Source organism: Ectopseudomonas chengduensis (genome assembly GCF_900102635.1).
Classification (GTDB): Bacteria; Pseudomonadota; Gammaproteobacteria; order Pseudomonadales; family Pseudomonadaceae; genus Aquipseudomonas; species Aquipseudomonas chengduensis.
In genome coordinates, this window is sequence record NZ_FMZQ01000014.1 from 112,143 (window position 1) to 131,604 (window position 19,462).

Below are 19,462 nucleotides of genomic sequence, written 5' to 3' on the forward strand. Positions count from 1 at the left end.
CTCTCGCGCCAATCAGCCGCGATCCTGTCCTGGCAAGGCGGCCCACTGCACCAGCAGGGCTTCCAGTAGCAGCACACGATTGAGGTTGGCTTTACCCATCACCTTCTGCCTTTGCGCGAGCAGCCATTCCTGAATCGCCAATACCTTGGCCTGCGCGCTCTTGTCCGCCAGGTACTGCACCACCTTGCGCATATCGGCCTGGCCCAAGCCTTGCTCATCCTTGGTCAGTTGGTAGCGCAACACCAGTTGCGCCCAGTCGCAGAACCAGTCGAAGAGCAGATTCAGCGGCAATGAGTTCCAGCTTTCCGCCAGTTGGCTCGGGGAGATCTGCTGCTTGAGCAGTTTTTTCACTCCCTCCACGGCCTGGGCACGCTGTTCGCGCACACCTTGAGCATGCAGGCGTACGGCAGCCAGCGGCGAACCCGCCGCAAGGGTCAGCAGATCAACGCGCTCATCGTCACCCAGTTCGGGCAGTGCCTGGGCCAGCCAGGCCAGGCTCATCGCCTCGCTCGGCAATGGGCAGGCCTGCTGCACGCAGCGGCTCTTGATGGTCGGCAGCAGGCGGCTGGGCTGGTGGCTGATGAGCAGCAGCACGGTATTGCCGGAGGGTTCTTCCAGGCTCTTCAGCAGCGCGTTGGCAGCGTTGAGGTTCATCGCCTCGGCCGGCTCCAGCAGCACGACCTTGCGCCCACCGAGCTGCGCGGTCTGCACCACGAAGTCGACCAGCTCACGCACCTGGTCGACCTTGATCGGCTTGTCCGCCTCTTCGGGCTCCAGCACGTAGTTGTCCGGGTGAGTACCGGCAACCAAGAGATGACAGGATTTACAGTTGCCACAGGCATCCAGCCCATTCGGGCTCTGGCATAGCAGGCGCGCCATCAGGCGCTCGGCCAGCGCACGCTTGCCAATGCCGGCCGGACCATGCAGCAGGTAGGCATGGGCGTGCTGGCTACGCCCGGCGAGTTGCTGCCAGAGCGCTTGTTGCCAGGGATAGACATCAGCCACGGCAGGCCTCCAGCAGGCTCGGCAGCAAAGCATCGATATCGGCCTGCACCTGAGCCAGGGTCTGCCCGGCATCGAGCACGCGATAACGTTGTGGCGCCTGCTTGGCGCGCTGCAGGTAGGCCTGGCGTACCGCTTCGAAGAAGCCACGGCCTTCCTGCTCGAAACGATCCAGACGACCGCGAGCCGCGGCGCGAGCCAGACCGATCTCCACCGGCAGATCGAAAATCAGCGTCAGATCAGGGCGCAGCTCGCCCTGAACGAACTGCTCCAGTTGCGCGATACGTTCGTTGGAAAGACCCCGACCACCACCCTGGTAGGCGTAGGTGGCATCAGTGAAACGATCGCACAGCACCACGCTGCCCTTGGCCAAAGCCGGGCGAATGACCTGCTGCAGATGCTGGGCACGGGCGGCGAACACCAGCAGCAGCTCGGTATCGGCCGCCATCGGCTCATCGCTCGGATCGAGCAATAATTCACGAATCCGTTCGGCCAGCGGCGTGCCACCGGGTTCACGAGTCAGCACCACATTGATGCCCTGCTCGCGCAGGCGCTCGGCCAGATATTCGCGATTGGTGCTTTTGCCGGCGCCTTCCGGGCCTTCCAGGGTAATAAACAGACCGGTCACGGGTTGCCCTTATTCGGTTTCGGCCGCCGCGCGTGGCGCGGGGCTGGAGCGGTAGTCGGCGCGACGCTTGAGCTGATATTCGCGCACCGCGCGGTTGTGCTCGGCCAGGGTGTTGGAGAACACATGGCTACCGTCGCCTCGCGCGACGAAATACAGGGTGGTGCCATCAAGCGGGTTGAGCGCCGCGTGAATCGCCTCGCGGCCAACCATGGCGATCGGCGTCGGCGGCATGCCGTCGATGGTGTAAGTGTTGTAGGGCGTTGGCGTACGCAGGTCGGCGCGGGTGATGCGGCCGTTGTAGCGCTCGCCCATACCGTAGATGACGGTGGGGTCGGTCTGCAGACGCATGCCCATGCGCAGCCGGCGCACGAACACGCCGGCAATCTCGCCGCGCTCTTCGGGTACACCGGTTTCCTTCTCGATCATCGAAGCCATGATCAACGCGTCGTAAGGCTCGCGATAGGGCAAACCCTCGGCGCGCTTCTGCCACTCCTCGGCCAATACGCTCTCAAGACGGACGTTGGCCTGCTTGAGCAGGTCCTCGTCGCTCATGCCGCGCACGTAGCGATAGGTATCGGGGAAGAAACGCCCTTCCGGATTCTGCCCAGCCAGGCCAAGACGCTCCATCAGCTGGGCATCGCTGAGATCGGCCAGGCGCTGCTCCAGACGCTCCTGGCGAGCCAGAGCGGCGCGCACCTGGCGGAAATTCCAGCCCTCGACCAGGGTCAGGCTGTACTGCACCACCTCACCGCGCTGCCACAGGCCGAGCATGTCGCGGGCGTTGTATTCGGGCAGCAAGCGGTACTCGCCGCTGTGCATGGCAGGCGCGCGCAGATTGAAGCGCCAGTACAGACGCAACCAGAAGGCGTTGTCGATCACGCCCTCCGCCTCCAGGCGATTGAGCAGGCCGCTTGGCGTGGCGCCGGAAGGCACCTCCAGGAGCATTTCTTCAGTCAGATGCAGAGGCTGCTCCAGCGCTCTCTGCTGCTGCCAGGCGGCACCCACGACTAGCAGCGCAGCCAGTAGCACGCCGCACTCAAGCAGCACCAAGATCTTACGTAGCACCAGTTATTTACTCAGTAGGTCGCAGACGATGGCCTGCAGTTTACGGGTGAGCGGCCCGACCGACCAGTGTCGCTCTTGCAGCGCCCGTACAGGCCAGATGCCGTAAAGGCTGTTGCAGAGAAAGACTTCATCGGCATCCAGCAGTTCGTCGAAGGAAACATCGCGTAACTCGACAGACAGCCCGAGCAACTGCGCCTGCTGCAGTATCTCCGCACGCATCACCCCGGCCACACCACAACGTGACAACTGCGCACTGACCAACCCGCCGTCGATGACCAGGAACAGATTGCTGTACACGCCCTCGATGACCCGGCCACTGCTGTCGCGCATCAGGCCTTCGGCGCACTCGGCATCCTGCCATTCGGCACGAGCCAGCACCTGCTCCAGGCGGTTGAGGTGCTTGAGCCCGGCCAGCAGCGGTTGCTCGGCCAGACGCGTCTCACAGGGAAACAGACGCACGCCCTGCTCGGCATGCGCAGCGGGATACTGCGGCAGCGGCGCCGCCTGCAGGATGCGCAGCGGCTGACAGGGTTGCGGCGGGGCGTAGCCACGCTGGCCCTCACCACGGCTGACGATCAGCTTGGCCACGCCCTCGCCCAGCTGCCCGGCGAACGCCTGCAGCTCGTGCTCAATGAGAACCAGATCGAGGGGAATGGACAGGCGCCGACAACCATCGGCCAGGCGCGCCATATGCCGCGCCAGCAGCGGGATGCGCCCGCCACGCACGGCGATGGTCTCGAACAGACCATCGCCGTAAGCCAGGCCACGGTCACGAACCGACAACTGCTCGCCGGGCGCGCCGTTGACCCAGCTCAGCATCAGCCGTGGTACCGACGGAACAGCAGCGAGCCGTTGGTGCCGCCGAAGCCGAAGGAGTTCGACAGGGCGATTTCGATCGGCATGGCCTTGGCCTGATGCGGCACGAAGTCCAGGTCGCAGCCTTCGTCCGGCTCGTCCAGGTTGATGGTCGGCGGCGCTACCTGATCACGGATCGCCAGGATGCTGAAGATCGCCTCCACCGCACCCGCGGCACCAAGCAGGTGGCCAGTCATCGACTTGGTCGAGCTGACCGCCAGCTTATAGGCATGATCACCGAACACGCTCTTCACTGCCGCGGCTTCGGCGAGGTCGCCAGCCGAGGTCGACGTGCCGTGGGCGTTGATGTACTGCACCTGGTCGGCATTGATACCGGCATCACGCAGGGCTGCTGCCATGCAGCGCGCCGCACCGGCGCCATCTTCAGGTGGCGAGGTCATGTGGAAGGCATCGCCACTCATGCCAAAGCCAATCAGCTCGGCGTAGATTGTGGCGCCACGCGCCTTGGCGTGTTCCAACTCTTCCAGCACCAGGGCGCCGGAGCCATCGGAGAGGACGAAACCGTCACGGCCCTTGTCCCACGGACGGCTGGCCTTGGTCGGCTCGTCGTTACGCGTCGACAGCGCACGCGCGGCACCGAAGCCGCCCATGCCCAGACCGCAGGCGGCCATCTCGGCGCCGCCGGCGACCATCACATCGGCTTCGCCATAGGCGATGTTGCGCGCGGCCATGCCGATGCAGTGCGTGCCGGTAGTGCACGCCGTGGCAATGGCATAGTTCGGCCCCTGCAGACCCAGGTGGATCGACAGGAAGCCGGAAATCATGTTGATGATCGAGCCAGGCACGAAGAACGGCGAAATGCGCCGCGGCCCTTGCTCGTGCAACGATTTGCAGTTGTTCTCGATATTGGTCAGGCCGCCGATACCGGAGCCCATGGCCACACCGATACGCTCACGATTGGCGTCAGTGATGTCCAGCCCGGAATCACGCACGGCCTGGAAGCAGGCAGCGAGACCGTACTGGATGAACAGGTCGAGCTTGCGCGCCTCCTTGGCGGAGAGATATTCCTCGACATTGAAGCCCTTGAGCGACCCGCCAAAACGGGTGGAGTAGGCCGACAGGTCCATATGCTCGATCAGACCGATGCCACTGCGCCCGGCCAAAATGCCCTGCCAGCTGCTCGGCACATCGTTACCCAGTGGCGACAGCATGCCCATACCGGTAACCACGACGCGTCTACGCGACACAGCAATCTCCTCTTGTTCTACTCAGGCGCCACATGCGCCCTGCACGTAAAGAAAAACCGCACGCCTGATGAGGGCAGTGCGGCTTTTCTCGATCAGAAAGCTGACGGTGACTTATTGCGCGTGGGCAGTCACGTAGTCGATAGCTTCTTGAACGGTGGTGATTTTCTCAGCTTGCTCGTCCGGGATCTCGGTCTCGAATTCTTCCTCGAGAGCCATCACCAGCTCAACGGTGTCAAGAGAGTCGGCACCCAGGTCTTCAACGAAGGAAGCGCTGTTGGTTACTTCCTCTTCCTTGACGCCAAGTTGCTCAGCAACGATTTTCTTGACGCGTTCTTCGATGGTGCTCATACCTTGTTTTCACTCCTATTGGACAAATCCAGGCAGCTGGTAGCGGCCAAGTGTATAGAAAGGGTTTTTAGCATTTCAAGCTGAATGCCGGGGAGCCCCCAGGAACACTTCAACGATCTGTCTATAAACCTGTTGCAGCTTTATAACGGATTTTAGACAGCCACTATGACAGTTTTCTGATGGCTCGCGTCACATTCGAGAGCCTCCGGGCATTCGGAGGCGCCCTTTTTAACTCATGTACATACCGCCGTTCACCGGAATAGTAGCCCCAGTGACGTAGCCTGCGCCATCGGAAGCCAGGAAACCGACTACCTTGGCGATCTCTTCGGCCTGCCCCAAACGGCCCAGCGGAATCTGCGTCAGCAGCGCGTCGCGCTGGCCTTCCGGCAGCTCACGGGTCATATCGGTGTCGATGAAACCTGGGGCCACCGAATTGACCGTGATACCGCGCGAACCAACCTCACGTGCCAGCGCGCGGCTGAAACCTTCCAGACCAGCCTTGGCTGCAGCGTAGTTGACCTGACCGGCATTGCCCATCGCACCGACCACGGAGCCGATGTTGATGATGCGCCCGAAACGCGCCTTGGTCATGCCACGCAGTACGGCCTTGGACAGACGGTAGAGACTATTCAGGTTGGTGTTGATGACGTCATGCCACTCGTCGTCCTTCATGCGCAGCATCAGATTGTCACGGGTGATACCGGCGTTATTGACCAGGATCAACGGCTGACCAAGATGTTGCTGGATGTGTTCGAGGGTGGTGACAACCGATTCGTCGTTGCTCACGTCGAGCACCAGACCGGCGCCTTCGACGCCATTGGCCTTGAGGGTTTCGGCGATACGCTCAGCACCCGAGGCACTGGTCGCGGTGCCGATGACGATGGCGCCCTGACGACCCAGTTCCAGAGCGATTGCCTGACCGATACCACGGCTGGCGCCGGTGACCAGTGCGACTTTACCTTGCAGACTCATGTTCGTTCTCCTTGCTCAAGCCAGGGCTGCGCGAGCGGCAGCAAAAGCATCCGGGGTATCCAGGTTGTGAGTATTGATGCCTTTGACGCAGCGCTTGTTCAGGCCACTCAGCACCTTGCCAGGGCCGCATTCGATCAGATCGGTCACGCCCTGTTCGGACAGACGCACCATCGACTCGACCCAGCGTACCGGGCTGTACAGCTGCGCCAGCAGATCAGCCTTCAGGGTGGTCAGATCGGACACCACGGCGGCGCTGACGTTCTGCACCAGCGGGATTTGTGGTGCCTGCCAGCTCAGCGCCTCGACCGACTCGGCGAAACGCTCGGCGGCCGGCTTCATCAGCGCGCAATGCGACGGTACGCTGACCGGCAGCGCCATGGCGCGCTTGGCGCCACGGGCCTTGCACGCTTCGATGGCGCGCTCGACGGCAGCGGCGCTACCGGCGATCACCACCTGGCCTGGGGCGTTGAAATTCACGGCACTGACCACATCACCCTGGGCCGCTTCGGCGCAGGCGGCCAGCACGTCGGCATCTTCCAGACCGAGGATGGCGGCCATGCCACCCTGCCCGGCAGGAACGGCCTGTTGCATCAATTGACCGCGGCGCTCCACCAGCTTCACGGCATCGGCAAAACCGATGCTGCCAGCAGCGACCAGCGCGGAATATTCACCCAGGCTGTGACCAGCAACGAAAGCCGGCTTGGCACCACCCTCGGCCTGCCACAGACGCCACAGGGCGATGGAAGCAGTGAGAATGGCCGGCTGGGTCTTGTCGGTCTGGTTCAGCTGCTCTTCCGGGCCTTGCTGGGTCAGTGCCCAGAGGTCGTAGCCGAGCGCTTCGGAAGCTTCGCCGAAAGTATCGAGCACCAGCTTCTGCTGGGCACCGTGGTCGGCAAGCATGGTCAGGGCTTGCGAGCCTTGACCGGGGAAGACGAATGCGAGGGATGCAGACATGAATAAGTCCCTTGAGTCGAAAAACCAACGCCAGGCGAGCCTGGCGCAGCAAACTGACAGTTGGATGACAGGCTGCGTGCGGCGGTCACATTCCGCCGCACGTCACGCCCTGAAAACGTGACGAGTTTACAGCAACAAGTCCTCGAGGCGACCATGCAGTCGCTGCGGCAAATTCTCCTGCACCTCGCGCAGCGCACAGCGAATGGCGCTCTGAAAGCTTTCCTGGCCAGCCGCACCATGGCTCTTGACCACGATGCCCTGCAGCCCGAGAAAACTTGCACCATTGTGCCGCGCCGGCGCCAGATCAGCCTTCAGGCGTCGCAACAACGGCATCGCCAGGGCACCTATCGCCTGGGCAAACAGCCCATCGCTGAACAGCTTCTCGACCCGCCCGGTGATCATCTTGGCCAGGCCTTCGCTGGATTTGAGCAGGATATTGCCAACGAAACCGTCGCACACCACGACATCGGCTTCGCCGCGATACATGCCGTCGCCCTCTATGTAGCCGATGAAGTTCAGCCCATGCGCCTGCTGCAGCATATTGGCCGCCAGCTTGACCTGCTGATTGCCCTTGATGTCTTCGGTACCGACATTGAGCAAGGCGACCCGTGGCCGAGACACGCCCAGCGTCTCGGCCGCCACGGCGCCCATGATCGCGAACTGATAGAGGTGCTCGGCACTGCAATCGACGTTGGCGCCCAGATCCAGCAGGTAGCAGTGACCGCGCTCGGTGGGAATCGGGCTAACCATGGCCGGCCGATCGATGCCCGGTAGCGTCTTCAGCACGTAACGCGACAGCGCCATCAACGCACCGGTATTGCCGGAACTGACGCAGGCATGCGCCTGGCGCTGGCGCACCAGCTCCAGCGCCACGCGCATCGAGGCATCGGGCTTACCGCGCAGCGCCTGAGCCGGACGCTCGTCCATGGTGATCACTTCACTGGCGTGATGAACCTGCAGGCGTGAGCGATCGACGCCGGACTGGCGAGCGAGCTGTTCTTCGATGAGGGGAGCTTGGCCGACGAGGGCCAGATGCAGCGAGGGGAATTCGGCCAGCGCGGAAATGCAGGCCGGAACAATGCAGTGGGGACCGAAGTCCCCACCCATTGCATCAATCGCGATGATCGAGGCAGACAAGGATTACTCGTCAGCGCCCTTGTCGATCACTTTGCGACCGCGGTACACGCCTTCCGGAGAAACGTGGTGGCGCAGGTGAACTTCACCGGTGCTCTTCTCTACGGACAGGGTGCTGGCCTCGAGGGCGTCGTGCGAACGACGCATGTCGCGGGCGGAACGGGATTTTTTGTTCTGCTGAACAGCCATAATTCATTAACTCCTAAACGTTTGGGTCACGCTTTAACTGCGCCAATACACTGAACGGGTTGGACCGCGATACCTCGTCCTCGCCTGGCTCGGGCTCATCGAGACCGTCCGGCTGCTGGCAATCACCTGGGGCATGAGCAGGAACGATGGGCAAGGCGAGAAGCAACTCTTCCTCGACCAGACCAAGCAGCTCCAGCGGCTCTTCGCCCACTTCCAGCACGTCGTAGCCCTTAGGCAAGGACTGAGTGTTCGCTCCAACCCGAACCACGGCGTATTCACATTCGCTGCGGATGGGTAGCGCGACCAGCTCCAGACAACGCTGGCAGACCATTTTGACCTCAACCTCGAGCTCACTGCGGATAACCACAGTTTTCTGCTCGTCACGGGCGAAATGAAACTTCGCCTGCACCGCGCCAACCGTATCGGATAGCGGGTCGCAGAGACGCGGCAGGCTGGCCAGTTCGAGCTGCCCTTCGAGGGTAGCTTCGCGGTCGGCGAGCTTGCGCGGATCAACGTGAGGTGGAATCGGCCCATTCAACATAGGCGCAGCATTCTAGGGATGCACCCTGCCGCTGTCAAAGGAAATTCGGCCTGTCTTCGAATGGTAGCGATCAGTAGAATTCCCCGCCCACCTATATAAAGGAAGAGAACATGCCCGCGCTGCTGCTCGCCTCCAGCTCACCCTACCGCCGCGAGCTGCTCGAACGCCTGCAACTGCCCTTTACCTGGCAATCGCCGAGCATCGACGAAACCCGCCTGCCCGGTGAAGCAGCCATCGACCTGGTCAAGCGCCTGGCCGAAGAAAAGACCCGCGCCCTCGCCGCCAGCCATCCTGAGCATCTGATCATCGGCTCGGACCAGGTCGCCGTACTCGGCGATGGACAAATACTCGGCAAACCCCACGATCTGCCGAGAGCCCAGCAACAGCTGCGCGCCGCCAGTAGCAGCAGCGTCACCTTCCTCACCGGCCTGGCACTCCTCAACTCGAACACCGGCAAATGCCAGGTCGAATGCGTGCCCTTCACCGTGCACTTTCGCCCACTGAGCGACGAGAGGATTCTGCGCTACCTGCAGCGAGAACAACCTTTCGATTGCGCCGGCAGCTTCAAGTCCGAAGGACTGGGCATCAGCCTGTTCCGCAGCACCGAAGGCGAGGACGCTACAAGCCTGATCGGCCTGCCACTGATTCGCCTGGTGGACATGCTACTGAACGAAGGCGTCGAGATTCCTTGATTCATCAATGAAGAAGGCCCGCTACGCGGGCCTTCTTCGTATACATCAGCGTAGTGTCGGCCCCTGAAAGCCCATCCACAACGCGATTCGATCCGCCACACTGGTACCCAGGCGTTTGGCGAAGCGATCAAATGGCGTATCACGCTGAGTGAAGTCGACCATCTCTTTCTGGCCAATCACCTCGCGCGCCACATAGCTGGCACTACCCAACGCATCGACCAAACCCAACTGCAGCGCCTGCTCACCCGACCAGACCAAACCCGAGAACAGTTCGGGATGCTCGTCCGCCTTGAGACGCTCACCGCGCCCCTGCTTCACGCTTTCGATGAACTGGCGATGCGTGGTGTCCAGCACCCCTTTCCAGAAGCGAGTTTCCTCTTCCTTCTGCGGCTGGAACGGATCGAGAAACGCCTTGTGCTCGCCCGAGGTATAAACGCGGCGCTCCACACCAAGCTTCTGCATGGTTTCAACAAAGCCGAAACTGGCCGCCGTGACACCAATGGAGCCAACCAGGCTGGCCTTGTCGGCATAGATCTCATCAGCCGCACTGGCAATGTAGTAGGCACCGGAGGCACCCAGATCACTGATCACCGCATAGACCTTGGTCTGCGGATATTCGCCGCGCAAACGACGGATCTCGTCATAGATGTAGCCGGACTGCACCGGGCTGCCGCCCGGGCTATTGATGCGCAGGATCACGCCTTTGGTATTGGTGTCCTCGAAGGCGGCGCGCAGACTGCCCACCACCTTGTCGGCACTGGCTTCTTCACGATCAGCGATCATGCCGCGAATTTCGATCAGCGCGGTATGCGCCTCAGTGGTCGAGGCTTTTTTCAGGTCGAGCACCGGCAACACCAGCGCCAGCGCACCGAACAGATAGATAAAGGTCAGCAGCTTGAAAAAGATGCCCCAGCGACGCGAGCGACGCTGCTCCTGAACACTGGAAAGCAGTGCCTTCTCCAGCAACTTCCAGCTTTTGGCATCCTCGCCCGACGAAGACGATGACTTCCACTCATCCGACATGCTCACTCACCTCTGCAGGACGCTGCGCCTGACGGCCTTCCAGCCATGCACGCAGCTCATTGAATTCATTGATCGCCAAACGCGGCGAGCACTCGCGCAGCACCGACAACGGCTGCGCACCGAAACCTACCGCCACGGCATCCATCCCGGCATTGCGCGCCATCAGCAGGTCGAAGGTCGAATCCCCCACCATCAGCGCGCGCTCGGGCTGCACCCGGCAATGCGCAAGAATCTCATGCAGCATCAGCGGATCGGGCTTGCTCGCCGTCTCGTCAGCGCAACGGGTGATATCGAAGTAATCCAGCCAACCCTTGTCAGCCAGCACCCGATGCAACCCCTTGCGCCCCTTGCCAGTGGCCACGGCAAGACGATAACCCTGATCACGAAAGACCTCGAGCGACTCGCGCACGCCCTCGAACAGTGGCGACGGCTCGGTTTCCAGCGCCAGATACTGCTCGCTGTAGGCACGCCGGATGGTTTCGATTCGCAGCGACTCATCGAGTTCCGGGTAAAGCGTGCGAATCGCCACACCCAGCTCCAAACCAATGATCCCGCGCACCGCGACATCGGTGCAACGCGGCACGCACGCCACATCGGCAGCACGGTGCATGGCCTCGACGATACGGCCGATGGAATCCACCAGCGTGCCGTCCCAATCGAAAATCAGTAGCTGATAATCAGGCACTCAGACGCTCCAGGGTCTTCGCCCACATCTCATCCACCGGAGCCTCGAGCTTCAGCACGCCACCATCGGGCAGCGGCACGTGCAACTCATAGGCATGCAGGAACAGGCGTTTACCGCCCAGCTCGCGAATCTCGCGGGAGAAGTCGTCGTCGCCGTATTTGCTGTCGCCGGCGATACCATGACCCGCATATTGGGCGTGCACACGAATCTGATGGGTACGACCAGTGATCGGCCTGGCTTCAACCAGCGTGGCGAACTCACCGAAACGGCGCAGCACGCGAAATACCGTGAGCGCCTCCTTGCCCTCGGGATTCACCTCGACCATACGCTCGCCGGAGCGCAGGTTGCTTTTCAGCAGCGGCGCGGCGATCTGCTTCTTGGCGGTCGCCCAGTGGCCACGCACCAACGCCATATAGCGCTTGTCCACGCCATCGCCGCGCAGCGCTTCGTGCAGGTGGCGCAGCATGCTGCGCTTCTTGGCGATCATCAGCAGGCCTGACGTATCGCGATCGAGGCGGTGCACCAACTCCAGATCCTTGGCATCGGGACGCAACTGGCGAAACGCCTCGATCACGCCGTAATTCAAGCCGCTGCCACCATGCACGGCGATACCGGCCGGCTTGTTCAGCACGATCAGCGCCTTGTCCTCATAAACGATGGCGGCCTCGAGGCGCTGCAGCAGCCCCTGCGCCAGCGGCTCGGGCTCATCGCGCTCGGCCAGGCGCAGCGGCGGCACACGCACCACGTCACCAGCCTGGAGCTTGTACTCGGGCTTGATCCGCCCCTTGTTAACCCGCACTTCACCCTTGCGCAGAATGCGGTAAATCAGGGTCTTGGGCACGCCCTTGAGCTGTGTCCTGAGGAAGTTGTCGATGCGTTGGCCGGCGAGTTCCGGTGCAACCTCGATCAGCTGAACGCCGGAGGTTGGAGAGGCAGGAGTAGTCATCGCGCAATCATAACAATTTTTTATGGAATTGAAGCACTTAATCATTGCTGCTATAGTCGCGAACGCCGCCAAAAGCGGCCTGGCTTGCGGATGAATGCCAAACTTGCCATCCCCTGCCCGCGCAAACGTATTTGGACGTGAGGCCGTCCGACGGATTCTTCAGGTTAGAAAGGCCGCAAAAGGCCACGAAGACTTCGGAAATAAAGCCTTGAGTATGATGCGCGATTCGCCCACCGGGCGGTCGCGGTAACTGACAACCGCTGCGGAATCCGCGCGCGGCACCCGATTTTCAGCGATACGTGTAGGGTGGAGATGTACAACTGTCGGACTGCGTAGCATATCGCTTGATCAAAGACGCCTCATCTCGTCCGCTACCGCCAGTTGATTCCTCTTCCTGACTGAGTGCTTTCTGTCACCACAGCAAGCAGGAGACGTCCGTCGCGACCGCGGCCTGATAATGGCTGACCGTCGCTAGACAGTGGAACGATTTACGACCGTTTCTGACGCGCCTGACACCGACCCTGAGAGTCGTGTGTGCCTAACGTGGCTTCCGCTAGCCCCGGAACCCATTGGTACCACATGAAAAGAATGCTAATTAACGCGACTCAGCCTGAAGAGTTGCGTGTTGCCCTGGTAGATGGCCAAAAACTCTACGACCTGGACATCGAGTCCGGCGCCCGTGAACAAAAAAAGGCCAACATCTACAAAGGCCGCATCACCCGCGTTGAACCCAGCCTCGAAGCCGCTTTCGTCGACTTCGGCTCCGAACGCCACGGCTTCCTCCCCCTCAAAGAAATCTCCCGCGAATACTTCTCCAAAGCCCCTGAAGGCGGCCGCGTCAACATTAAGGACGTGCTCAAGGAAGGCCAGGAAGTCATCGTCCAGGTCGAGAAAGAAGAGCGCGGCAACAAGGGCGCAGCCCTGACCACCTTCATCAGCCTGGCCGGTCGTTACCTGGTGCTGATGCCGAACAACCCGCGTGCCGGCGGCATCAGCCGCCGCATCGAAGGTGAAGAGCGCAACGAACTGCGTGAAGCGCTGAATGGCCTCAACGCTCCGGCCGACATGGGCCTGATCGTGCGCACTGCCGGCCTGGGCCGCTCCAGCGAAGAAATGCAGTGGGACCTCGACTACCTGCTGCAACTGTGGAGCGCCATTAAAGAAGCCTCCACCAGCCGCCCTGCCCCATTCCTGATCTACCAGGAATCCAACGTCATCATCCGCGCCATCCGCGACTACCTGCGCCAGGACATCGGCGAAGTGCTGGTCGACAGCGTCGAAGCCCAGGAAGAAGCGCTGAGCTTCATCCAGCAGGTGATGCCGCAGTACGCCAGCAAGATCAAGCTGTACGAGGACAGCGTGCCGCTGTTCAACCGCTTCCAGATCGAAAGCCAGATCGAAACCGCCTTCCAGCGTGAAGTGAAGCTGCCGTCCGGTGGTTCCATCGTCATCGACCCGACCGAGGCCCTGGTTTCCATCGACATCAACTCGGCGCGCGCCACCAAGGGCAGCGACATCGAGGAAACCGCGCTGCAGACCAACCTGGAGGCGGCCGAAGAAATCGCCCGCCAGCTGCGTCTGCGCGACATCGGCGGTCTGATCGTCATCGACTTCATCGACATGACCCCGGCCAAGAACCAGCGCGCCGTCGAAGAGAAGGTGCGTGAAGCCCTGGAAGCCGACCGCGCCCGCGTTCAGGTCGGCCGCATCTCGCGCTTCGGCCTGCTGGAAATGTCCCGTCAGCGCCTGCGTCCGTCCCTCGGCGAGACCAGCGGCATCGTCTGCCCACGCTGCAACGGCCAAGGCATCATCCGTGACGTCGAATCCCTGTCGCTGGCCATCCTGCGCCTGATCGAAGAAGAAGCGCTGAAGGATCGCACCGCCGAAGTCCGCGCTCAGGTACCGATCCCGGTCGCCGCCTTCCTGCTCAACGAGAAGCGCAACTCGATCACCAAGATCGAACTGCGCACCCGTGCGCGTATCGTGATCCTGCCGAACGATCATCTGGAAACCCCGCATTTCGAAGTGCAGCGTCTGCGTGACGACAACCCGGAAGCCCTGAGCGGCCAGACCAGCTACGAAATCGCCGCCACTGCGGAAACCGAAGAAACCGCCGCCCAGCCGGCCGCCGCCACGCGCACACTGGTTCGCCAGGAAGCCGCGATCAAGGCCGCACCGCGCAGCAGCGCCCCGGTCGCTGCCGAGCCGCAAGCACCGCTGGCTCCGACCAAAGCGACTGAGCCGAGCCTGTTCAAGGGCCTGGTGAAGTCTCTGGTCAGCCTGTTCGCCGGCAAGGAAGAAGAAGCCAAACCTGCAGTAGTCGAGAAGAAGAGCAACGAGCGTCCGCCGCGCGAAGAGCGTCGCAACGGTCGTCAGCAGAGCCGCAACCGCGGCGGTCGCCGCGACGAGGAGCGCAAGCCTCGCGAAGAGCGCGCCCCGCGTGAAGAGCGTCAGGCCCGTGAACCGCGTGAAGAACGCCAACCTCGCGAAGAGCGTCAACCGCGTGAAGAGCGCGCCCCACGCGAGCCGCGCGAAGGTCAGGAAAATCGCCGTGAGCGCAAGCCGCGCGAAGAGCGTGCCCCGCGTGAAGAGCGCGTGCGTGAACTGCGTGAACCACTCGATGCCGATGCTGGTAACGAGCAACGCGAAGAGCGTGCCGAGCGCCAGCCGCGCGGTGAACGCCAGGAGCGTCAGCGTCAACCGCGTGAAGAGCGTCAGCCGCGTGCCGAGCAAACCGAGGCCCTGCAGGACGAAGCACTGCCGAACGAAGAGCAACTGCAGGACGACGAGCAGGACAGCAACGATGGCGAGCGCCCGCGTCGCCGTTCCCGCGGTCAGCGTCGTCGCAGCAATCGTCGCGAACGTCAGCGTGATGCCGATGGCAACCTGATCGAGAGCGCCGAGAACAGCGAAGCTGCCGGTAACGACGCTCAGGCCGTCACCCCGGTTGCCGTGGGTACTGCCGCCGCCGTGGTTGCAGAAAGCGTCGACAGCAGCGAAGCCATTGCCAGCGAGGCTCCGGTCAGCGAAGCACCGGCCGTCGAAGCACCGTACGTTCAGGTTGAAGAAGCACCAGCTGTTCAACCGGTCGAGGCGCAAGCCGAGGCTGCTGTGAGTGAAGTGGTCGAAGCCGCTCCGGTCGCAGAGAAAGCAGTTGAGGCAGAACCGGCCGCAGCCGAAGCCCCTGTCGTCGTGGAAGCTCCCGCTGCCGAACCGATCGCTCAAGCTGAGCCGACTGTCGAAGTCGCCCAGGAGCCTGCTCCGGCACCGGTCGAGCAAGCACCTGCTGCCGCAGCGGTTCCGGCCAATGCCACTGGCCGTGCGCCGAACGACCCGCGCGAAGTGCGTCGTCGTCAGCGTGAAGCTGAGCGCCTGGCGCGCGAAGCTGCACAGGCCGCCGCTGCAGCCCCGGCTGTAGAGGCTGCCCCAGCAGTCGACGCCGCTCCGGTCGCTGAAGTAAGCGTCCCGGCAGAAGCCGAAGCCGCCGTAGTCGAAACAGCTCCTGTAGTCGAGCCGGTCGCTGAAGCCGAAGCCACCTCTGTCGTCAGCGAGCAAAGCGTGAGCGAAGCGGTAGAGCAAGCGCAGCCGGAAGAAGAGACGCAAGCCGACAAGGAGGAGGTCAAGCCTCAGGCTTGATCCTCCTGCGGTAAGTAAAAAGGGGATGCCTAGGCATCCCCTTTTTCATTTCCGTGCCTGGCGCTGCAGAAGCGTAGCCCGGATGCAATCCGGGAGCGGCAGGCAGCGGATCACGCCCTGCCTACAGATCAGAGCACGTTGGGCTCGATCTCCAGCTCAACACCGAAGCGCTCGAATACATCGGCCTGGATACGCTGCGCCAGCTGCAGCAGTTGCGCGCCCGTGGCGTTGCCGTAGTTGACCAGCACCAGCGCCTGCAAACGATGCACGCCAGCATCGCCCTCACGCGCCCCCTTCCACCCTGCCCGCTCGATCAGCCAACCGGCAGCCAGCTTGGCCAGGCCAGCTCCAGCCGGATAGCTGACCAGATCGGCATGCTCGGCGCGAATGCGCTCGGCCAGTTCGAATGGCACCACCGGATTCTTGAAGAAGCTGCCGGCGTTACCCAGCTCGGCGGGATCTGGCAGCTTCTCGCTGCGAATGGCGCAGATAGCTCGACTGACATCGCTTGCAGTCGGTGCCTCGATGCCCATCTCAGCCAGGCGCTGACGTACCGGACCATAATCCAGACGCAGCGAAGCCAGGCGACTCAGACGGAAGCGCACGCGCAGGATCAACCAGCACCCGGCTTCGCGCTTGAACAGACTGTCGCGGTAGGCGAAGGCGCATTCTTCCAGCGCGAAGTCGCGCAGCTCGCCGGTGTGCCGATCCAGAGCGGTCAGGCCGGCGAACAGATCCTTGATCTCCACACCATAGGCGCCAATGTTCTGCATCGGCGCGGCACCCACAGTACCGGGAATCAGGCTGAGGTTTTCCAGGCCATTGAGGCCCTGCGCCAGGCTCCATTGCACGAACGGATGCCAGGGCTCACCGGCTTCGGCCTCCACCAGCACCTGCTCGCCGTCGTCCTCCAGAATACGAATACCACGGCTGGCCATGCGCAGCACCAGCGCCTCGACATCGCGGGTCAGCAGCAGGTTGCTGCCACCGCCGATCACCAGCAGCGGCAAGCCCTGCTGATTTGCCAGGTTCAGCGCCTCGCGCACATCGTCATCATCGCGGGCTTCAGCGAAACGCCGTGCATGCACATCGACACCAAAGCTGTTGAAGGCCTTGAGCGACACGTCGCTCTGCAGATTCAGACTCACAGGCGCCCCCTGATCTCGATCAGCAACGCGTTACTGGCCTGCTCGATCAGGTCCAGCACCTGCTCGAAGCCATCCTCGCCGCCGTAGTAGGGATCGGGCACCTCATCCAGCGCCAGCTCATATCGGCGCAGGTAAAGATCGAGATCGGCACGGGCATCGGCGGGACGCAGCGCCTTGAGATTGCGCAGGTTACTCTGGTCCATGGCCAGGATCAGGTCGAAGCGCTGGAAATCGGCAGCCTCGACCTGGCGCGCACGCTGCGCGGACAGATCATAGCCACGGCGCAGCGCAGCCTGGCGCGTGCGACTGTCCGGCGCCTTGCCGACGTGCCAGTCGCCGGTGCCGGCGGAATCCACCAACACCCGATCATCCAGACCCGCCGCACGCAGCTTGTGGCGAAGAACGCCCTCGGCCGTGGGCGAACGGCAGATGTTGCCCAGGCAGACGAACAGAACCTTCATCAGGCCCCCAACAGGTGGCGCACCCGCTCCAGGTCTTCAGCGGTATCCACACCGGCAGCCGGTGCTTCGAGAGCATCGGCGACATGGATGCGCACGCCGTTATACAACGCGCGCAACTGCTCCAGGCACTCGGTGTCTTCCAGCCAGCACGGGCCCCAGGCGACGAAGTCATGCAGGAAACCCGCGCGGTAGGCGTAGATGCCGATATGACGGCGATACGGCACGCCGGCCGGTAGCACGTCGCGGCTCTTGGCAAAGGCGTCGCGCGCCCAGGCCAGCGGCGCGCGGCTGAAGGTCAGGGCCAGGCCGTTCTTGTCGGCGACCACCTTGACCACATTGGGGTTGAACAGCGCGGTGACGTCCTCGATGGGCTCGGCCAGGGTGGCGATACCGGCTTGCGGATTGGCCGCCAGGTTGGCTGCCACCTGATCAATGATCACAGGCGGGATCAGCGGCTCGTCGCCCTGCACGTTGACCACGATGGCGTCGGCCGGCAAACCGAGCTGGGTGGCCACTTCGGCCAGGCGGTCGGTGCCGGAGTTGTGATCCTCGCGGGTCAGCAGCACCTCGGCGCCGAAGGCCTGGCAGGCTTCGACGATGCGTGAATCGTCGGTGGCGACCACCACGCGGCTGGCCGAACTCTTCTTCGCCTGCTCCCAGACGTGCTGCACCATGGGCTTGCCGGCGATGTCCTGCAGCGGCTTGCCGGGCAGGCGGGTGGAGGCATAACGAGCAGGAATGACGACGGTGAAGACTGCGCTCATTTACTTGTCCAGACGCTCGTCGGTGGTCAGGGTGCGCGCTTCGCTTTCCAGCATCACCGGAATGCCGTCGCGGATCGGGTAGGCCACGCCAGCGCCCTTGCTGATCAGTTCGGTCTTGTCTTCGGAGAGCTGCAGCGGGCCCTTGCAGATCGGGCAGGCGAGAATGTCGAGCAGTTTAAGGTCCATGGTGGAATCCTTGCTGGGGTCATCAGGACCCCGGTATGAGGCGGGCCAGCTCTCCATCCAGCCAGTCGACGAATGCCGGCGTGGGCGCGGCATCGACGGCCAGGTACCACCAGTCGGCGGCGGCGAAGGCCCGGCATTTCACCGCATCCTTTTCCGTCATCAGCAGGGGCAGCGACGGCTCGAAACTGAGCTGCGCGGCATCGTACTGGGCATGGTCGGCGAAGGGGTGCGGAACCGGCCGCCAGTTTAGCGCTTCGAGGGTATTGAAGAAACGTTGCGGATTACCGATACCGGCCACCGCATGCACCGCCTGGCCAGGCGGCAGATGATCGAGGCCGACGCGCTCACCACTGAGCAGATTGACCAACGCGGTCGGCTGCAGGCGAAAGGCATAGCCGTCGGCGCGATCGGTCTCGGCGCCGTTGAACAGCACCGCGTCCACCTCATCGAGGCGCTCGACCGGCTCACGCAGTGGTCCGGCCGGCAGGCAGCGGCGATTGCCCAGGCCGCGCGCGGCATCGATCAGCACCAGTTCCAGATCGCGCGCCAGGCGGTAGTGCTGCAGGCCATCGTCGCAGAGGATCAGGTCCAATGCTTCTTCGGCCAGCAGCGCACGCACGGCGCGACTGCGATCCGGGTCGATCATCAAGGGCACGCCCGTACGCTGGACGATCAGCAGCGGTTCGTCACCGGCCTGTGCGGCCGGTTGATCGGCTCGCACCCGCCACGGCAGGCTCGGCGGCGTGGCGCCATAGCCACGACTGACCACGCCGACCTTGAGGCCACGGGCGCGGCAGTGTTCGATGAGAAAGAGGATCAGCGGCGTCTTGCCAGTGCCGCCGACGGTGATGTTGCCCACCACCAGCACCGGCACTGGGGCGCGATAGATATCACCCTCGCCGGCCAGGAAACGCGTGCGCTTGCTCTGCACCACGCGACGGTACAGCCACTCCAGCGGGCGCAGCAGCGCCAGCGCCGGGTGACCGCGGTACCAGGCCTCGAGCAAGCGATCAGCAGCGCTCACT

At 62.9% G+C, this 19,462-nt stretch carries 21 protein-coding genes; 2 read left to right on the forward strand and 19 right to left on the reverse strand.

Annotation, left to right across the window (positions count from 1 at the left end; all coding sequences use genetic code 11):
• Positions 1 to 12 precede the first annotated feature (12 nt).
• The 11 genes from BLS08_RS20325 to BLS08_RS20375 all read right to left on the reverse strand — a co-directional run bounded on the left by BLS08_RS20325 (position 13) and on the right by BLS08_RS20375 (position 8,896).
• Positions 13 to 1,005 (reverse strand): DNA polymerase III subunit delta', encoded by a 993-nt coding sequence (locus tag BLS08_RS20325; RefSeq protein WP_017677601.1) that lies wholly within the window; start codon positions 1,003 to 1,005, stop codon positions 13 to 15.
• On the reverse strand, positions 998 to 1,630 hold the full coding sequence (gene tmk / locus BLS08_RS20330) for a dTMP kinase (RefSeq protein WP_017677602.1): 633 nt from the start codon (positions 1,628 to 1,630) through the stop codon (positions 998 to 1,000). The genes BLS08_RS20325 and tmk overlap by 8 nt, the downstream gene beginning before the upstream one ends.
• A gap of 9 nt (positions 1,631 to 1,639) precedes the next feature.
• A complete protein-coding gene (mltG, locus tag BLS08_RS20335; RefSeq protein WP_017677603.1) occupies positions 1,640 to 2,695 on the reverse strand; it encodes an endolytic transglycosylase MltG in 1,056 nt (351 codons plus the stop codon).
• A 3-nt stretch (positions 2,696 to 2,698) separates the two neighbouring features.
• Positions 2,699 to 3,514 (reverse strand): aminodeoxychorismate lyase, encoded by an 816-nt coding sequence (pabC, locus tag BLS08_RS20340; RefSeq protein ID WP_017677604.1) that lies wholly within the window; start codon positions 3,512 to 3,514, stop codon positions 2,699 to 2,701.
• Positions 3,514 to 4,758, reverse strand: a complete 1,245-nt coding sequence (fabF, locus tag BLS08_RS20345) for a beta-ketoacyl-ACP synthase II (protein WP_026088630.1) — start codon at positions 4,756 to 4,758, stop codon at positions 3,514 to 3,516. The genes pabC and fabF overlap by 1 nt, the downstream gene beginning before the upstream one ends.
• Positions 4,759 to 4,869: 111 nt before the next feature.
• Positions 4,870 to 5,106 (reverse strand): acyl carrier protein, encoded by a 237-nt coding sequence (gene acpP / locus BLS08_RS20350; protein WP_003245177.1) that lies wholly within the window; start codon positions 5,104 to 5,106, stop codon positions 4,870 to 4,872.
• Between the two features lie 228 nt (positions 5,107 to 5,334).
• Entirely contained in the window at positions 5,335 to 6,078 is a 744-nt protein-coding gene (fabG, locus tag BLS08_RS20355; protein ID WP_017677606.1) for a 3-oxoacyl-ACP reductase FabG, read from the reverse strand.
• A 15-nt stretch (positions 6,079 to 6,093) separates the two neighbouring features.
• A complete protein-coding gene (fabD, locus tag BLS08_RS20360; protein WP_017677607.1) occupies positions 6,094 to 7,032 on the reverse strand; it encodes an ACP S-malonyltransferase in 939 nt (312 codons plus the stop codon).
• A gap of 126 nt (positions 7,033 to 7,158) precedes the next feature.
• The gene (gene plsX / locus BLS08_RS20365) at positions 7,159 to 8,169 is read right to left on the reverse strand and encodes a phosphate acyltransferase PlsX (RefSeq protein WP_026088631.1); all 1,011 of its coding nucleotides are present in this window, start codon (positions 8,167 to 8,169) and stop codon (positions 7,159 to 7,161) included.
• A 3-nt stretch (positions 8,170 to 8,172) separates the two neighbouring features.
• Positions 8,173 to 8,355: a 50S ribosomal protein L32 gene (rpmF, locus tag BLS08_RS20370; RefSeq protein ID WP_003245185.1), complete on the reverse strand. Its 183-nt coding sequence runs from the start codon at positions 8,353 to 8,355 to the stop codon at positions 8,173 to 8,175.
• A 13-nt stretch (positions 8,356 to 8,368) separates the two neighbouring features.
• Positions 8,369 to 8,896, reverse strand: a complete 528-nt coding sequence (locus tag BLS08_RS20375) for a YceD family protein (protein ID WP_017677609.1) — start codon at positions 8,894 to 8,896, stop codon at positions 8,369 to 8,371.
• A 110-nt stretch (positions 8,897 to 9,006) separates the two neighbouring features.
• Between BLS08_RS20375 and BLS08_RS20380 the strand changes: the two genes are divergently transcribed.
• A complete protein-coding gene (locus tag BLS08_RS20380) occupies positions 9,007 to 9,588 on the forward strand; it encodes a Maf family protein (protein ID WP_017677610.1) in 582 nt (193 codons plus the stop codon).
• 45 nt (positions 9,589 to 9,633) lie between these two features.
• On the opposite strand, the gene sppA is transcribed toward BLS08_RS20380, so the two are convergent.
• From sppA to rluC, 3 genes are read right to left on the reverse strand one after another with little or no spacing between them, the layout of a single operon-like run.
• Complete coding sequence (sppA, locus tag BLS08_RS20385) at positions 9,634 to 10,611, reverse strand: signal peptide peptidase SppA (RefSeq protein WP_017677611.1); 978 nt, start codon at positions 10,609 to 10,611, stop codon at positions 9,634 to 9,636.
• Positions 10,601 to 11,296, reverse strand: coding sequence for an HAD-IA family hydrolase (locus tag BLS08_RS20390; protein ID WP_017677612.1), 696 nt, complete (start codon positions 11,294 to 11,296; stop codon positions 10,601 to 10,603). The genes sppA and BLS08_RS20390 overlap by 11 nt, the downstream gene beginning before the upstream one ends.
• A complete protein-coding gene (gene rluC, locus BLS08_RS20395; RefSeq protein WP_017677613.1) occupies positions 11,289 to 12,242 on the reverse strand; it encodes a 23S rRNA pseudouridine(955/2504/2580) synthase RluC in 954 nt (317 codons plus the stop codon). The genes BLS08_RS20390 and rluC overlap by 8 nt, the downstream gene beginning before the upstream one ends.
• Before the next feature lie 579 nt (positions 12,243 to 12,821).
• Here rluC and rne point away from each other — a divergent pair.
• A complete protein-coding gene (rne, locus tag BLS08_RS20400) occupies positions 12,822 to 15,878 on the forward strand; it encodes a ribonuclease E (RefSeq protein WP_026088632.1) in 3,057 nt (1,018 codons plus the stop codon).
• 128 nt (positions 15,879 to 16,006) lie between these two features.
• Here rne and murB read toward each other — a convergent pair whose 3' ends face one another.
• Genes murB through lpxK form a run of 5 tightly spaced genes read right to left on the reverse strand, consistent with a single transcriptional unit; the run spans position 16,007 to position 19,461 of the window.
• Positions 16,007 to 17,026 (reverse strand): UDP-N-acetylmuramate dehydrogenase, encoded by a 1,020-nt coding sequence (murB, locus tag BLS08_RS20405; RefSeq protein WP_017677615.1) that lies wholly within the window; start codon positions 17,024 to 17,026, stop codon positions 16,007 to 16,009.
• Positions 17,023 to 17,487, reverse strand: coding sequence for a low molecular weight protein-tyrosine-phosphatase (locus BLS08_RS20410; RefSeq protein WP_017677616.1), 465 nt, complete (start codon positions 17,485 to 17,487; stop codon positions 17,023 to 17,025). The genes murB and BLS08_RS20410 overlap by 4 nt, the downstream gene beginning before the upstream one ends.
• Positions 17,487 to 18,251: a 3-deoxy-manno-octulosonate cytidylyltransferase gene (gene kdsB / locus BLS08_RS20415; protein ID WP_017677617.1), complete on the reverse strand. Its 765-nt coding sequence runs from the start codon at positions 18,249 to 18,251 to the stop codon at positions 17,487 to 17,489. Before kdsB ends, BLS08_RS20410 begins: the two co-directional genes overlap by 1 nt.
• On the reverse strand, positions 18,252 to 18,437 hold the full coding sequence (locus BLS08_RS20420) for a Trm112 family protein (RefSeq protein WP_003245207.1): 186 nt from the start codon (positions 18,435 to 18,437) through the stop codon (positions 18,252 to 18,254).
• A 22-nt stretch (positions 18,438 to 18,459) separates the two neighbouring features.
• Positions 18,460 to 19,461 (reverse strand): tetraacyldisaccharide 4'-kinase, encoded by a 1,002-nt coding sequence (lpxK, locus tag BLS08_RS20425; protein ID WP_059391802.1) that lies wholly within the window; start codon positions 19,459 to 19,461, stop codon positions 18,460 to 18,462.
• Between the last annotated feature and the right edge of the window lies 1 nt (position 19,462).